The sequence below is a fragment of the Nonomuraea jabiensis genome (genome assembly GCF_014204795.1).
GTDB classification, from domain to species: domain Bacteria; phylum Actinomycetota; class Actinomycetes; order Streptosporangiales; family Streptosporangiaceae; genus Nonomuraea; species Nonomuraea jabiensis.
Map to the genome: position 1 here is coordinate 8767729 of NZ_JACHMB010000001.1, position 14903 is coordinate 8782631.

Consider the following 14903-nt stretch of genomic DNA (forward strand, 5'->3'; position numbering starts at 1 on the left):
CGGTTAATAAGTGAACGGTGAGGAGTATCGCCACTGAATTTACAGAATTGGTGGAATCTCGGCAATGAATGCGTTGCGTGGTAATGGCATTACGAAAGCGTGAAATGGCATTTCAAGGGCGCGCCGCCGTAACGGCGCGCCCGGAGCCCGCTACAGTGCAGGCGTCATGAGCCGACCGCCCAGGCGCGGGTGATCGTCTGGACGACGCCCGCCCCCGACTGGTCGCCGGCCGTCGCGCGGAGCGAGACGTGGCCCGCGCGCGGGTTGGTCACCAGCGCGGTCCACCCGTCGCCGGTGCGTACGACGGGCACCGCCCGCCACGTCACGCCGTCGTCGGTGGACGCCTCCAGCGCGAGCCCGCGCACGGCCGACTCCGGCGCGCCCGGATCGCGCTCCACCCGGATCGGCACCCTGGTGACCGAGCCCGGACGCGCCCGGTTGGCCGCGTCGAGCCCGGCTGGCGCGAAGCGGACCGCCATCAGCGGCAGCCCCTGCGCCTTGTCCGTGTGCTGCGAGCGGAACGACCACACCGCCTCCACCGCGGTGGACAGCGCGCCGGGCCGCTTGGCGGTGGCCGTCAGCGTGTAGGCCGCGGACTCGGGCGGCAGCATCGCGACGAGCGTGCAGCCCTCTTCGAAAGTGCACTCCGCGACCGGCGCCCGCGTCACGACCGTGCCCTCACGGGCCAGCACCAGTTCGCCGGTGGCGGCCGTGTCCATGCCGGTGCGCCCCGCCTCGCCGTCGGTGAACAGCCGCGCCGCGCTGAAGAAGAGCTCGTCTTCGGTACGGCCGCCGCTCGGCGTGGCGAACGACGGGCCGGCCACCGCGCCGTTCCACATCTCCCGGGGAGCCTGGGGCGCGATCTCGGAGGTGATCTCCCAGGTGCCGCTCCTGACGAGGGACATCCACCGCAGTCCGGGAGTGCGGTGATGGGTGAGCGTGCCGGGCAGCGGCACGCTGACGGGCACCATCGCCCACGCCGAGGCGCCTTCGGAGGCCTGCACGCCCACGAGGACCTCCGCGTCCTGCGCCGTCCCCGTCGCCCGGTACGTGGCGGAGGTCCGGGTCAGCTCCTTGACCCGCCCGGCGTAGCCGGGATCCTCGGGCAGGCCGCCCTCGCGGTGGTCGACGAGGTCGTAGCGGTGGCCCGGCCTGGACCAGACGCTTCTGCTCATGTACGACAGGCCCGCCTGCCGGACGGGAACGACCTGGTAGCGCGTGCCGGGAGACTCAAAGGGCACCAGGGCGATGGACCAGGAGCCGTTGGACACCCGCTGCTCCAGGGTGTCGGCCTGGACGGCCGCGGGATCGTCGAGCGTGTAGCGGATCTCCTTGCCTTCGCGGGCGTCCAGGGTGAGCTCGACGTCATGGTCGGTCACGCTCACCGGGCGGTGCGCGAGGGTGTCCAGGCCGGGCTCGCCCAGGTTCATGAAGACGTTCCACTCGCCCTTGGTCAGGCGCGCCGTCAGGCTGCCCTCGATGTCGAGCCAGCGCTCCTCGCCGGTCGCCAGGTTGTAGATCACGCCGAAGCCGCTCGTGGGTGCTCCGTCGGAGCCCACGGCCTTGACGGACAGGTCGTAGGACTCGGGCTCCACCCAGGCGTTCGCGAGCGTGCGAACGCTCTGCCCGCCGCCCGTGGCGGTGACGACGCCGGGGTAGTCGCCCGGCGCCTTGCCGGTCGCGTCGAGGGTCAGCGTGAGCTGGGCCTGCCCGCGCGCGGGCACCTCGAGCTCGTCCACCGGCAGCTTCAGCGCCTCGCCCTCGGTCTTCAGGTCCAGCGTGACCGGGCTGTCGCCGGTGTTGTGGTAGGTGACCGTTCTCGTGGTCACCCGGCCGCCGGGGGCGCCCCACAGGTGGGCGGAGGAGACGCTGACGGGCTCGGCCATGATCGTACGCTCGGTGGCGGCGACCAGGTCGACGCGCCCGCCACCCTGGTCGAAGATGCCGCTGCCGGGTTTGGCCGATTCGACCAGCGCCGCCTTGATCCGCTCGCCGTTCCAGTCGGGATGCTGCTGGGCGATGATGGCGGCGGCCCCCGCGACGTGCGGCGCCGCCATCGACGTCCCCTTGTGCGCGACGTGGCCCCCGCCGAGCTGGGCGGCCACGATGTCGGTTCCGGGCGCGGAGATGTCCGGTTTGACCGCGTGGTCGAACGAGCGCGGGCCCCGGCTGGAGAAGTCGGCCGTCCGGTCGTCGCGGTCCACCGCCCCCACGGTGAGCGCCGCGTCCGCGCTGCCCGGCGAGTTCACGGTGCCGGGACCGCCGTTGTTGCCCGCGGCGACCACGAAGAGCGTGCCCTTGGTGGCCGACAGCGTGTTCACGGCCAGTTCGAGCGGGTCGAGGCCGGGGGTGTCCTGGCCGCCGAGGCTCATGTTGACCACCTTGGCCCCGGCCTCGCCGGCGGCCCACTCCATCCCGGCGATGATCGCCGAGTAGGAGGCTCCGAACTCGTTGCCGACCTTGCCGACGGCGAGAGTGGCCCCCGGGGCCACGCCGCGATACTTCTGCCCGGCCCCGGCGACGATCGAGGCCACATGGGTGCCGTGGCCGAAGTCGTCGCCGTCGGGGTAATCGGTGAAGTTCTTGGACTTGGTCACCACGTCCTTGAGATCGGGGTGGGTGGCGTCGTAGCCGGTGTCGAGCACGGCCACCGTGACGCCTTTGCCGGTCAGCCCCTTCTCCCAGACCTGGGGAGCGCCGATCTGCTTGACGCTCTGGTCGAGGGCGAAGGGGACCAGGGCGTCGAGCCAGATCTTGCCCGGCCGGGCGCGGGCCGAGGTGAGTTGCCGCCACGTCTGGGCGGCGGTGTCCTTGCGGATGCCGCCCGCGGTCAGGCCGAGATCGGCGAAGCCGCGGGCCTGCCCGGCTCCCGCGGGCAGGCTCGACTGGCTGATGATCGGGATGTCGGGGCGGTCGGCGTCGCCGTACCGGGAGGAGAGCAGCCCGGTCACGTCGAAGAGCCGTACGTCGAGGACGCCGCGCGCGATCAGCGGCGCGGCGTCGGAGGGGATGACGATCAGGTGGCCGTCACGTTCGCGGATGGTGAAGCGCACGCGCCTGCCCTGTGCGGGCTCGACGCGATGGCCTGAGGCGCTCACCACGACCTTGTCCCCGGTCAGCAACGTCACCGTTCCCGCGGCCGGAGGAGGAGTTCCGATGGGAGCCGGGGGAGGCGCTCCGGGGACCGGGGGTGCGCCTAAGAGCGCCAGCGAGAGCAGGACCTTGATCATACGTATGCCTTTCTGCTACGTGAGGGCGGGCCGCTCGGGGTGCTGCGAGCGGCCCGCCGTTACCGTCCGGTCAGATGACCTTGCGGTAGATCCGGGACGGGATCGCCTGGGCCGCGCCCTCCCTGCCGAACTCCTGGTAAACCCGCGACGTGATCTCCACCGCCTTGGGCGCGTAGGCGGGGTAGAAGGCCTTGCCGCACTCCAGGTCCTTCAGCGCCGCCTTGATCTCCTTGGCCAGGTACGGCCTGGCCTCCTCCGGCTTCAGGTTCGGCCGGAAGATGACGGTCTTGCCCTTCGGGGCCTTGGGCAGTTCGCCCTTCCAGGCCTTCCTGGCGACCTCCGAGGCCTGCCGCACGATCTTCGTGTGGCTCAGACCGTCCAGCGCCGTCGGCCTGGTCTCCCCGACCCCCAGGCACGTGGCGAACTGCTTGCCCAGCCGTACGAGCTCCTTGTCCTGGTCGAGGACGCTCAGCGACTTGTTCACCGCCGCTTCGAGCTGGTCGTAGTAGTCCTCCTGGGAGGTGACGGTCTTGCCCAGAGCCTCCTTGACCGCCTGGGAGAAGCAGGACTCGTCGGTGGCGCGCCACTTCTTCAGCTCGGCGGCCGGGAGGGACATCAGCGTCTTGTTGTTCGGGTTGTCCGGCGAGGTGGGGTTGACGACCTCGTCCTTGGGATAGACGTTCGGGGACCAGACGCCGAAGCCGTACTTGGCCCGGTACGTCCGCAGCGCCTTGAGGTCACCCGCGAGCCGCTCCCGCTCCCCGGGCTGCCACTGGCGCTGGGGCGCCAGTGCGGCCACGTAGGTGAAGCCCTGCTCCGTCATGCATGCGACGCGCTTGTCCTCCATCTGCCGCTGCTTGTCGTACGCGGCGTCGTCTCCGGGCGCCGCGGCGAGAGCGCCGAACGAACCGGCGAGCAGGGTGGCCGCGACGGCCTTGGCGATGAACATAGGTGTGCTCCTTCGTCGAAATGTGGGCATGCGAAACTGAACTCCCGGCCGAACAGGCCGGATCAGGGGGAAGGTCTCAGCAGGGGATCTTCATGCGGGACGCCTTCGGAGACACCTCGGGCAGGCCCGGGACGAGGTCGGCGGCGAGCACGGCGACGCCGTTCACCGCGCCCTTCTTCTCGAAGTACTCGCCCTCGGGCAGCTTCACCTTGTCGGCCTCGGTGATCACCGTGCGCTCGCCCAGGTAGTGATAGGTCTGCCGGTCGAAGATCAGCTCGGACCGGCGGCCGTCGCCCTCGTCCATGGCGACGGCCAGCCCGGGGCGGCCGGAGACGTCCACGGCGTCGCGGATGAGCACGATGCCGTCCAGCCCGGCGGCCACCTGGTAGAGCGCGGCGCCCAGGCTGGGCCGTACCACGGACTCGCGGATCAGGCCCTGGAGGGAGGTCCAGATGCGTAGCGGCTCCTCGCCCGTGTCGGCCACGATCTTCGCGCGCACCTGGGCGGGATCCGTCGGCCAGGCGCCCAGCCGGGCGTAGGCCGGGTGGCCGGGGCAGCCCGACGACTCGTAGAGGACGTCCTGGACGCCGCGGTCCCAGAAACGCCGGGGGGCCGGCCCGGTGGCCGACAGGGCCTGCTCGCGGCTCAGCCAGGGCTTGCCCACGTCGGCGGCCTCCCAGCGCTCCTCGTTGACCAGCACCTTGGTGTACTGCAGCGCGCCCGCCTCGTCCTTGGTGTACAGGCTGCGCTGGGAGAAGGTCTTGGTGTGGACGTACTGGCCGCGGGACGGCACCGTGTCAGGCCGGCCGGCGGCGGCCCGCGCGGCCAGGGTGAGCAGCGCCTTGGCGTCGGCCGGCGGCGCGGCGAGCAGGTGCCCGGGGGTGCGCGGGGCGGAGCCGCCCAGGCCCACCTCGGTGACGAGGATGCCGGCGGTGAGCGTCACCGCCATCGCGCCGACCAGCACCACGCGCCGGACCGGCAGCGCTCTGACCCACCTGCGGCGCGGACGGCCGACCTGGGACGCCTGCGCCTCGTGGGCCTGCCGGAGGAAGCGGTCCCGCCCCGCCGCGGCGGCCTGCGGCGTGGGGTCCGGCTCCGCGAACACGGCCTCGATCAGCTTGAGCTCTTCCATCACCACTCCTTCATCGGGTTGACGTCGCCCAGGGCGGTGCGCAGCTTCTTTCTCGCCCTGTTGATCCGGGACCCGACGGTCCCGACGGGTATGTCCAGCGCAGTGGCGATCTCCTCGTAACCGAGCCCGCCGAACACGAGCAGGAACACCGCGTCGCGATCGCCCTTCGCCAGCCCCTTCAGCCCGCGTACCAGCTCCGGCCTGCTGGCCTCCGCCGCGAGCTGCGAGGTCACCCGGTCCTCGTGCCCGTCGGCGGAGACCTCGGCCGGGACCTTGCTGAGGGCGTTCAGCCGGCGGCCTTCCCTGCGGCGGTGCCGGGCCACGACATTCGTCGCGATGCCGTATAACCACGACCGCACGGTGCCTCGTCGGGAGTCGAAGCCGCCTCTGCCGTTGAACGCGATCAGGAAGGCGTCCGCGACCAGATCTTCGACGTGCTCGCTGCCGAGCCGGGCGGCCAGATATCGGTAGAGCTCGGTGAAGTACCGGTCGTACAGGAGGGCGAAAAGGTCAGGGTTGTCCATCGACCGCTCGACCACGGTGACGTCTTCCATCACGTCACTGGTGTCAGGTGGTGCAGCCATGGCGTCCTTTCGGAGGGAACTGTCACCCCGGAATTCGCCGCTCAGCCGTTTTTCTTCACGCCCGCGATCAGCCCAGGTCGAGGCGGGCGAGTTCGGTGCGGGTGGTGACGCCGAGCTTGGGGAAGGCGCGATACAGGTGGTGGCTGACGGTCTTGGGGCTGAGGAACAGCTGGGCGGCGATCTCCCGGTTGGTGACACCCGTGGCGGCCAGGCGTACCACCTGCAGTTCCTGCGGGGAGAGCGAGGCGGCCAGGTCGGGCGCGCCCTGGGCGACGGCCTCGCCCGCCGCGCGCAGCTCGGCGCGCGCCCGCTCGGCCCACGGCGCGGCGCCGGCGCGTTCGAAGGTCTCCAGCGCCGAGCGCAGGTGGGTCCGGGCTTCGTTCTTGCGGCGGGCGCGGCGCAGCCACTCACCGAAGAGCAGGTCGGTACGGGCCCGTTCGAACGGCCGGTTCGCGTCGGCGTGCGATCGTACGGCCTGCTCCCAGTGCCGCTCCGCCTCCGCGTCGCCGGTGGCGAGCAGGGCCCGGCAGCGGTGCAGGACGGCCTCCGCCCACGGGTGGCGGGCGGCGCCGGCCCAGGACTCGAAGCGGGCGAGCGGCCCGGCGGCGCGGCCGGGCAGGCCGAGCCGTACGGCGGCCTCGATCTGGTCGGGAGCGAAGTAGACCGGCATGATCTGGTGCCGCAGCGGCCCGCGGGCGGCGGCGTCGAAGCGCTCCAGCGCGGCCTCGAAACGGCCCTGACCGAGGTCCAGCAGGCCGAGCGCCCACTCGGCCCAGCCCACGATCGTCGCCACCGGATGGCCGCCGACGTGCGCGATCGTGCGCTCGGCGAGCTCCCGGCAGTCCCGCTCCCGCCCCTGGACGGCGGCCACCATGGCCATGACGCTCTCGAAGTGCGCGATGCGGTGCGTCTGGCCGATGTCGGTGGCGAGCCGGCGTCCCTCGGTCGCGGTCGTGACGGCGTCGCGGAAGCGCCCGAGGTACATCTGGTGGATCGCCAGCACCGCCTGGGCGAGCGGCAGCAGCCCGATCATGCCGTCGGCCCGGCACTCCTCGATCGCCGAACGGGCGATGGCGAGCCCGTTGCCGAAGTCGCCCGAGATCCCGGCCAGCGAGCAGATGCTGATCCGCAGGGCGGTCATGCCGGAGGGGATCGCCGCGGCCAGGGCGACGAGCTCGCGGAACGGCGGCAGCGCCCGGTCCAGGTCGCCGGCCAGGAAGTCCGCCATCGCGCGGGCCGCCCGGACGAACCCGTCGAGCCCGTCCTCCGCCGTCAGCGGCAGGCCGGCCAGCCGCGCGGAGGACTCGGCGACGGCCGCCGGATCGCTGACGTACCAGGCGTTGCGCACCGCGTCGAGCAGGAGGAGCGCCGCGCCCTTGCGGTCCAGGCCGGCGATGGCGGCGGCCCCGTCGAGGAGGATCCGGTGGGCCTCCTGCACGGCGCCCCGGTCGAACGCGATCCGGCCGCGCAGCCCCGCCAGCCGGGCGAGGGTGCGCGGGTCGTCGCCCAGCCGCCGGGCCTGGTCGGCCAGGACCTGCGCGTGCTCCAGGGCGCCGGCGTCCGCGGCCGCCTCGGCCGACAGGGCCAGCCGCCGGGCGCGTTCGGCCAGGCCGGGGGTGAGCCGGGCGGCCCGCTCCAGAGCCGCGGCGGCCGCGGCATGGCCGGCGCGTTCGCGGGCGCGGCCGGCCGCCTGTTCGAGCGCGGCGGCGATCGGCTCGTCGCGGCCGGTCACGGCGGCGGCCAGGTGCCAGGCGCGGCGGTCGGCGTCCTGGTCGTCGTCGAGCACGCCGGCGAGGGCGCGGTGCACGGCCAGGCGCTCGTCGTAGGTCGCCCGCCGCGCCGCCGCCGTACGCATCAGCGGGTGGCCGAAGGACAGCCGCCCGCCGGCGGTGGACAGGAAACCGGCGCGCTCGGCCGGGCCCAGGGCGGCGGCGTCGACCCCCAGCCTCCCGGCCGCGCGCACGACGACGTCCAGATCCCCGGCGTCGTCGAGGGCGGCGACCAGCAGCATCGTCTGGCTGCCCGGCGGCAGGACGGCGATCCGCGCCTCGTACGCCTCCTGGATCCGGCGCGGCAGCGGCAGCGGCTCCTGCGCGTGGTGCGGCGAACCGGGCATCCGGGGCAGCTCGATCAGGGCGAGCGGGTTTCCGCCGCTCTCGGCGAGGATCCGCTCCCGCACGCCGGGGCCCAGACCGGGCGTGTGCTCGCGCAGCAGATCGCCGGCGGCCTGCGGGTCGAGGCCCTCCAGCCGCAACTCGGGCACTCCAGGTGCGTGGAAGGCGTCCCTGGCCGCGAACAGCAGGGCGATCCCCTCGGAGTGCAGCCGCCGGGCCGCGAACAGCAGCGCCTCGGCCGACGACCGGTCCATCCACTGGGCGTCGTCGACCAGGCAGAGCAGCGGGCCGTCCTCGGCCAGCTCGGTGAGCAGCGACAGGGCGGCCAGGCCGATGAGGAAGCGGTCCTCGGGGGCGGTGGCCAGGCCGAACGCGCCCTCCAGCGCCCTGGCCTGCGGCGCCGGAAGTCTGCCGATCCGGTCGAGCGCCGGGCGCAGCAGCAGGTGCAGCGCCGCGAAGGGCAGCTCGGCCTCGGTCTCGATGCCGGTGCCGCGCAGCGGGCGCATGCCCTCCGCCGACCGGGCGGCGTGGTCGAGGAGAGCGGACTTGCCGATGCCGGGCTCGCCGCGCAGGATCAGGCTCCCGCTCCGGCCGCCCCTGGCCTGCGCGAGCAGCGCGTCGATCTGCGCCTGCTCCCTCTCCCGTCCCCACAGCACCATCAGAATGTAGCGTCCCCCGCCACCAGACAATCGTCCGATACCGGGCAGACGCTCTCCCTCCCTAACGTCGTAACGCCACGTGAGGAGAGACATGGAGTTCTTACTTTTCCTGCTGCTGTTCGTCGTGCTGTGCGGGTGGCTCGACCGCTGGGCCACCCGAACCCCCAAGCCGGTCTCCAAGGAGGGACGCTGAATGTTCGTCGGACACTTCGGTCTGGCCGCCGCCGTCAAGGCCGCCCAGCCGCGCGTCCCGCTGTGGGCGGTCATGCTCGCCACGCAGTTCCTCGACGTCATCTTCGTGATCCTGTACCTGGCGGGTGGGATCGAGTCCTTCCAGGCCGTCGCCCCGGGCACCTACGGCGAGGCGCTGATCGACGCGCAGTACACCCACTCGCTGCTCGGCGCGTTGCTGCTGTCGGCGCTGTACGGCGGCTTCGGAGCCTGGCGGTGGGGCCGCACGGCCGGGTGGGTGCTGGGCGGGGTGACGTTCAGCCACTGGCTGCTCGACCTGCTCGTCCACCGCGCCGACCTGCCTCTGCTGCCCGGCAACGCCGGCGGCCTGCCGCTGCTCGGCCTCGGACTGTGGCAGACCCCGTGGCTCACGGCGGTCGTCGAGGGGGTTCTCGTGGTGGTCGGCGCGGTCCTGTACTTCCGCTCGGTACGGGAGCGCGCCGAGGTCACCTGGCGCGCGCTGGTCTCCGGCGGCGCCATGGCGCTGCTGCTCGCGCTGGGGCTGGTCGTGGACGTCCTCAGCTAGGAAGGCGGCGACATGTTCGTTGACGTTCCGGGCGGTCGCCTGGCCTACGACTGCGCCGGCGAGGGGCCGCTCGTCGTGTGCGTACCCGGTCTGGGAGACACCCGCGCGGCCTACCGGTTCCTGCGCCCGCCGCTGGTCGAGGCGGGCTACCGGGTGGTGACGGCGGACCTGCGCGGCCACGGGGAGTCCTCGGCGGGCTGGGCGGACTACTCCCAGTCCGCGGTGGGCGGCGACCTCGTGGCCCTGCTGGAGGAGCTGGACGCGCCCGGCGCCGTCCTGCTCGGCAACTCCTACGCGGCGGGCGGCGTCATCCGCGCCGCCGCGGAGGCGCCCGAGCGGGTGGCGGGGATCGTCGCGATCGACGGCTTCATCAGGGCCGTCCCGCTCAACGCCGCCGTCCGCGCGCTGGTCCGGCTGGTCGCCGCCTCCCCGCGGCTGTGGAGCCTCTACTACGCCCTGGCGCACCGTACGGCCAGGCCCGCCGACCTGGCCGGACACCGCGCCGCACTGGTGGCCATGCTGCGCGACCCGCAACGGCGCGAGGCGATGCGTGCCATGCTCCTCGACCGCGAACCGGACGCCGAGCGGGCCATCGACCAGGTCCGCTGCCCGGCCCTGGTCCTCATGGGCGCCAGGGACCCCGACTTCCCCGACCCGGCGGCCGAGGCGCGGGCCCAGGCGTCGCTGCTGCGCGGGCAGGCCGTCATGATCGACGGCGCGGGCCACTATCCGATGTCGGAATATCCCGAGCGTACCGCCGAGGCTCTGCTGCCCTTCCTGAAGAACGCGTTCTGACGGCGCTCACGCCGCCCGCCGCGACCAGAGCGTGTGCGCGGCCCAGGCCGCCGCCGCGCCCACCGCGTACCAGAAGAGGTCGGGCGGGTTGAACGTGCTGCCCAGCAGCGGCCGCAGCACGGCCGGGATCTCCCCGAGCTGGGCGAACTCGATCACCCAGCTCGCCCCCGCCGCCAGCGCCGCCGCCACCCAGGGGCGCACCCTGGGGCGGATCAGCACCACGAGCGTGTAGATCAGCACGGTGTAGAGGGCGTCGCCCGCGTACTTCGACACCGGGCCGTCGAACAGCGCGCGCACCCCCAATCCGGCCACGACGGTCAGGACGGCTACGCAGGCAACGGGCAGGCGGGGCACCGGATCACGTTATCGGCGTATCGCGGCTCCCTGTGACGGGCCGCAGCCGCGTACGGGAGCTGATCGGCGCACGGCTGGAGGGGGACTCCTACGGAGATCACCGCTGGTGGCTCGGGGACGTGCGGATCGACGGCCTGGACCGGCACTGCCAGCACCTGTGGATGAGCCCGGAGCAGGCAGGAGCGGCGCCCCGTCGCGCGGGCCGTCCTCGACGACAGCACCTCCCGGCTGCGGGCCGTCACGCGTGCCGCCGCCGACGGCGACGGGTCCTCCGCGCAGCGCGGCCTCACCGGGGACCGCGGCCACCCCGCGCCGTACGGCGCCGTCGACGAGCCTCTGGCCGTCCCGCTGCGCACGGTCCGCGTCACCACCGACACCGCGGCGGCCGCTCCCGGCACGGTCATCGACACCGACGGCGACGCGCACGGCAGCTACGACGTCCACGAGGACACCGCGTGCTCATCCGCCCGGACGGCTACATCGCCGCGCGCTCTGTGGCGACGTCGGCGATGGCACGGGAAGCGGTACGGTGACGCGGCGGCGACCCCGCCCGGCCCGCCTCATGACGGCCGCCAGGTCTGCTCCGCGGCCAGGACGCGGGCGGACTCGGCGGGAGCCGCGTTCCGGACGGTGAGCAGGTCGCCGTCGCCATCGAGGACCGTGACGATCGCCGGGGCCGGGGCAGTGAGCCGGTGGGACGTCCCGGGGTCCGGATCACCGAAGGTGCTCAGGTCATGCCTGCGGACGACGTACGTCGGCGCGCCCTCGGGGTTGAGGGCGTGGCGGATCCCGGTGCGGCGCCGGTGTTCGGCGAGGGTGCGCCAGGGATAGGGGTCGTCGGTCACGTCCGGCTCGGGTTCGTCCTGGGGCGGCGGGACCGTGCGTTCCCGCAGGACGGGCCAGTCCATCGAGGGGACGTAACCGGACGGGGGAGGCGAGTCTCCGGGCGACCGCTGCGGGAGCGCGTGGCGCGCCGGGTCGAAGACGTCGCGGAGCGGCCAGAAACGTAACAGCACGTGTGCTCGCCGCGGGTCCTCCCAGAAGTCGCTGTCGCTGCTCCTGGCCGGTGGCACGTGGTAGGCGCGCACGCCGTACAGGAAGTGGGGCGGGCCCAGCACGAGGGCGTCGACGGAGCCGCCGCCATCGTCATCGCTTATGGTCACGATCCCGGCGGCGCTGAGGTACGTGCTCTCACCCGCCGGCACCCAAGGGGCGGGGGCGACTGGCGGGGCGGCGTCCCAGCTCTCCAGACGGACGTCGGTCCTGCCGCGGGAGACGGTGCTCTCGATCCGCATCCAGCCGGGCCCGCTCTCCAGGATGCCGTCGGCCAGCGACGGGCCTCCCTCGGCGCCGCACAGGTCGATGAGAAAGAAGCTGGCGTAAGGGGTGGAGACGTCGTCCCGGAAGGTGCGCAGCGTGATCGCCATGGCCTCTCCGCAATCGGTAGGGGAATCGTCCGCGGACAGTGACCGTAGGGGGCGGGGCCGACAGTTTCGCGCCGTCGTACGTGTCAGGCCGATCGGGCCACGTCGGGCTGGTCGAGGCTGGTACGGAGGGTGACCGGCTTGAGCAGGACGGCGCCGAGCACGCCGATCGTGCCGCCCAGCGAGCGGAAGAATGAGACCGTGGAGCTGGCCGCGCCGATGTCCTTGAGCGGCACGGCGTTCTGCACGACGAGCACGAAGTTCTGCAGGGTCATGCCGACGCCCAGACCGACGCCCAGACCAACGCAGAGCATGGCCGCGCCCATGAAGACGAGCGAGGTCGTGTGGTCGATGGTGCCGAGCCCGGCGAACCCGGCCGTCAGGAGGACGGCGCCGGTGACGATGAACGGCTTGAGCTTCCCGCTCCTGCTGATCAGCCGGCCCGCGACGTCGCGGTGGGGTTCTGCACGCGGGGCTCCAGGATGAGGGGACAGCTGATCGCGCAAGGTCAGATGATCACGGTGCGGACGCCCTCACCTCGCCGACGACCTCCTCGCTCGACGGGGAGACGACCTTCAGCACCTCGCCGCCCTCCGGTTCGACCCGCTCACCTCCGACGTAGAACTCACCCGTCCTCGTCACGCTGGTCGAAGACGTCGTCGGCGGCCATGACGCACTGCCCGGACGCGACGCACTTGTCCTGGTCGACGATGATCTTCACGTTCTTCTCCTCCTCGGTCACCAGGTGACGGGCAGCTCGTAGGCCCCGTACACGAACCCGTCGTGCTTGAACGGGATCTGCTCCAGGTCGGCGGCGAGCGCCAGGGTGGGGATCCGCTTCAGCAGGGCGGGGTAGGCGACCTGCAGCTCCATCCGCGCCAGCGGCTGGCCCAGGCACTGGTGCACGCCGTAGCCGAAGGTGACGTGGAGCCGGGGGTTGCGCTGGAGGTCCAGCCGGTCCGGGTCGGGGAAGACGGACGGGTCGCGGTTGGCGGTCTCGTTGACCACGACGATGCCCTCACCGGCCTTGATGAGCTGACCGGCGATCTCGATGTCCTCCAGCGCCACCCGCCGCAGCCCGCCGTGGGTGATCGTCAGGTACCGCAGCAGCTCCTCGACCGCCGAGGCGACCAGCTTCGGGTCGTCGCCGTCGCGGAGGAGGGCGAGTTGCTCGGGGTCCTGCAGCAGGGCCAGCGTGCCCAGGGTGATCATGTTCGCGGTGGTCTCGTGGCCGGCGAACAGCATCAGCACGCCCATGCGGGCGGCCTCCTGCCGGGACAGCTCGCCGGCCTTGACCCGCTCGACCAGCCCGGACAGCAGGTCGTCGCCGGGCTTGGCGAGCTTCTCGCCGATCAGCCCGTCCAGGTACTCGGCCAGCCGCAGCTGGGCCCCGCCCCGCTGCTCCGGGGTGGAGTTGCGGTTGATGATGGTCCGGCTGTTGGCCTGGAAGAACTCGTGGTCGTCGTACGGGACGCCGAGCAGGTTGGAGATCACCAGCGAGGGCAGCGGCAGCGCGAAAGCCTCGACGAGATCGGCGGGCTTCGGGCCGGCGAGCAGCCGGTCGATCAGCTCGTCCGCGATCTCCTGGGTGGCCGGGCGCATCGCCTCCACCCGCTTGACCGTGAACGCGGAGGTCACCATCCGCCGCAGCCGGGCGTGCTCGGGGTCGTCCATCATGATGAAGCCGAGGCTCGCCGAGTCCGCCTTGGAGATGCTGTCCATGGCCGCGGCCTCCGCAGGGGAGAGCCGGGGGAGGCCGCGCGCCGGCTCGACGCTGACCTTGGGATGGCCGAGCACGGCGCGGTGCTCCGCGTGGCCGGTCACCAGCCAAGCCGTGCTGCCGTCCCACAGCCGGACCCGGGCCAGCGGGCCCTCCTCCTGCCGTGCCCGCATCGCGGGCGCCGGGTCCAGCGGGCACTTCGCCGATCTGGCGATGTCGTACTCCGGGATTGTGGTCACGGTTCTCTCCTGGAATGTGTCTCAAAGCGAGCTGCGCGGGACGGCCGATCACCGGCACGGCGACGTGCGCATTGGATTAAGTCAACCGATTGATTTAAACTCTAGCGTGGGACGGATGCCTGTCAAGCCGGAGCAGCCCTCGACGGGGACGGCCACCGGCTGAATAGGCTGTCCTCCGTTACGCCTCGCCGGCACGGCCGAGGACCTGCGGCGGCCTGTGGGACTGGGCCGTCGCAGGCTGCGCGAAAGTCCCGGTGCGGTGAATGACGATGATCAGCAAGATGACACGGGAGGAGCAGGTCAGCGCGACCCGGGAGGCGCTCCTGACCGCGGCCGAGCGGCTGTTCGCCGAACGCGGCGTGCACGCCGTGGGCAACCGCCAGATCAGCGAGGCCGCCGGGCAGGGCAACAACGCCGCGGTCAGCTACCATTTCGGCACCAAGGCCGACCTGATCCGCGCGATCGCCCGCAAGCACGCCGAGCAGATCGAGCGCATCCGCGAACGCATGATGGCCGACCTCGCCGGCTCCACCGACCTGCGCGACTGGGTCGCCTGCCTGGTCCGCCCGCTCACCGAACACCTGGAGACCCTGGGCAGCCCCACCTGGTACGCCCGCTTCGCCGCGCAGGTCATGGCCGACCCCGCGTTCAACGCGATCATGGTGGACGAGGCCCTGACCGCCGCCCCGGTGCTGCGGCTCTTCAGCGACGGCCTGGCGCGGTGCATGCCCGACCGTCCCGCCGCCCTCCACCGCGAACGCATCACCATGGCCCGCCACCTCATCGTGCAGATGTGCGTCGAGCGCGAACGTGCCCTGGCCGAACACACGCCCACCTTCCGGCCCACCTGGGACGACACGGCCGACGGCCTGATCGACGCGATCGTCGCGCTGTGGCAGGCCCCCGTCCGGGGCACACCGCAGTGAGGCCCGCCCGCGCTGCTCAA

At 72.5% G+C, this 14903-nt stretch carries 14 protein-coding genes; 3 read left to right on the forward strand and 11 right to left on the reverse strand.

What is annotated here, in order from left to right:
• Window positions 1-164: 164 nt before the first annotated feature.
• From HD596_RS39905 to HD596_RS39925, 5 genes are all read right to left on the reverse strand, one after another.
• Entirely contained in the window at window positions 165-3128 is a 2964-nt protein-coding gene (locus tag HD596_RS39905) for a S8 family serine peptidase (RefSeq protein ID WP_185074631.1), read from the reverse strand.
• Between the two features lie 172 nt (window positions 3129-3300).
• The gene (locus tag HD596_RS39910; protein ID WP_185074632.1) at window positions 3301-4179 is read right to left on the reverse strand and encodes a hypothetical protein; all 879 of its coding nucleotides are present in this window, start codon (window positions 4177-4179) and stop codon (window positions 3301-3303) included.
• Window positions 4180-4255: 76 nt separating this feature from the next.
• A complete protein-coding gene (locus HD596_RS39915) occupies window positions 4256-5311 on the reverse strand; it encodes a CU044_5270 family protein (RefSeq protein ID WP_185074633.1) in 1056 nt (351 codons plus the stop codon).
• A complete protein-coding gene (locus HD596_RS39920) occupies window positions 5311-5895 on the reverse strand; it encodes an RNA polymerase sigma factor (protein ID WP_221519728.1) in 585 nt (194 codons plus the stop codon). The genes HD596_RS39915 and HD596_RS39920 overlap by 1 nt, the downstream gene beginning before the upstream one ends.
• A gap of 67 nt (window positions 5896-5962) precedes the next feature.
• Window positions 5963-8668: a helix-turn-helix transcriptional regulator gene (locus HD596_RS39925; RefSeq protein WP_185074634.1), complete on the reverse strand. Its 2706-nt coding sequence runs from the start codon at window positions 8666-8668 to the stop codon at window positions 5963-5965.
• Between the two features lie 193 nt (window positions 8669-8861).
• Here HD596_RS39925 and HD596_RS39930 point away from each other — a divergent pair, with 193 nt between their 5' ends.
• Both HD596_RS39930 and HD596_RS39935 read left to right on the forward strand, forming a co-directional pair.
• Window positions 8862-9425, forward strand: coding sequence for a permease (locus HD596_RS39930; protein WP_185074635.1), 564 nt, complete (start codon window positions 8862-8864; stop codon window positions 9423-9425).
• Window positions 9426-9437: 12 nt separating this feature from the next.
• Window positions 9438-10220, forward strand: coding sequence for an alpha/beta fold hydrolase (locus HD596_RS39935; protein ID WP_185074636.1), 783 nt, complete (start codon window positions 9438-9440; stop codon window positions 10218-10220).
• A gap of 6 nt (window positions 10221-10226) precedes the next feature.
• Here HD596_RS39935 and HD596_RS39940 read toward each other — a convergent pair whose 3' ends face one another.
• The 6 genes from HD596_RS39940 to HD596_RS39960 form a co-directional block, all read right to left on the reverse strand.
• Window positions 10227-10574, reverse strand: coding sequence for a ribosomal maturation YjgA family protein (locus HD596_RS39940; protein ID WP_185074637.1), 348 nt, complete (start codon window positions 10572-10574; stop codon window positions 10227-10229).
• A 560-nt stretch (window positions 10575-11134) separates the two neighbouring features.
• Complete coding sequence (locus HD596_RS39945; protein ID WP_185074638.1) at window positions 11135-12001, reverse strand: hypothetical protein; 867 nt, start codon at window positions 11999-12001, stop codon at window positions 11135-11137.
• Between the two features lie 83 nt (window positions 12002-12084).
• Window positions 12085-12504: an MFS transporter gene (locus tag HD596_RS39950; protein WP_221519729.1), complete on the reverse strand. Its 420-nt coding sequence runs from the start codon at window positions 12502-12504 to the stop codon at window positions 12085-12087.
• A 10-nt stretch (window positions 12505-12514) separates the two neighbouring features.
• Window positions 12515-12640, reverse strand: a complete 126-nt coding sequence (locus HD596_RS64115; protein WP_281398298.1) for a hypothetical protein — start codon at window positions 12638-12640, stop codon at window positions 12515-12517.
• Window positions 12624-12719, reverse strand: coding sequence for a ferredoxin (locus HD596_RS60665; RefSeq protein ID WP_221519730.1), 96 nt, complete (start codon window positions 12717-12719; stop codon window positions 12624-12626). Before HD596_RS60665 ends, HD596_RS64115 begins: the two co-directional genes overlap by 17 nt.
• A gap of 17 nt (window positions 12720-12736) precedes the next feature.
• Complete coding sequence (locus tag HD596_RS39960) at window positions 12737-13957, reverse strand: cytochrome P450 (protein ID WP_313046215.1); 1221 nt, start codon at window positions 13955-13957, stop codon at window positions 12737-12739.
• A gap of 281 nt (window positions 13958-14238) precedes the next feature.
• Between HD596_RS39960 and HD596_RS39965 the strand changes: the two genes are divergently transcribed.
• Window positions 14239-14883, forward strand: coding sequence for a TetR/AcrR family transcriptional regulator (locus tag HD596_RS39965; protein ID WP_246555175.1), 645 nt, complete (start codon window positions 14239-14241; stop codon window positions 14881-14883).
• The last annotated feature ends 20 nt before the right edge of the window (window positions 14884-14903 follow it).

What these genes read in the sequence shown, in the direction of transcription:
- HD596_RS39910 (WP_185074632.1), bottom strand. Translation starts at nt 4,179, where the DNA reads ATGTTCATCGCCAAGGCCGTCGCGGCCACCCTGCTCGCCGGTTCGTTC.
- HD596_RS39915 (WP_185074633.1), bottom strand. Translation starts at nt 5,311, where the DNA reads ATGGAAGAGCTCAAGCTGATCGAGGCCGTGTTCGCGGAGCCGGACCCC.
- HD596_RS39920 (WP_221519728.1), bottom strand. Translation starts at nt 5,895, where the DNA reads ATGGCTGCACCACCTGACACCAGTGACGTGATGGAAGACGTCACCGTG.
- HD596_RS39925 (WP_185074634.1), bottom strand. Translation starts at nt 8,668, where the DNA reads ATGGTGCTGTGGGGACGGGAGAGGGAGCAGGCGCAGATCGACGCGCTG.
- HD596_RS39930 (WP_185074635.1), top strand. Translation starts at nt 8,862, where the DNA reads ATGTTCGTCGGACACTTCGGTCTGGCCGCCGCCGTCAAGGCCGCCCAG.
- HD596_RS39935 (WP_185074636.1), top strand. Translation starts at nt 9,438, where the DNA reads ATGTTCGTTGACGTTCCGGGCGGTCGCCTGGCCTACGACTGCGCCGGC.
- HD596_RS39945 (WP_185074638.1), bottom strand. Translation starts at nt 12,001, where the DNA reads ATGGCGATCACGCTGCGCACCTTCCGGGACGACGTCTCCACCCCTTAC.
- HD596_RS39965 (WP_246555175.1), top strand. Translation starts at nt 14,239, where the DNA reads ATGACACGGGAGGAGCAGGTCAGCGCGACCCGGGAGGCGCTCCTGACC.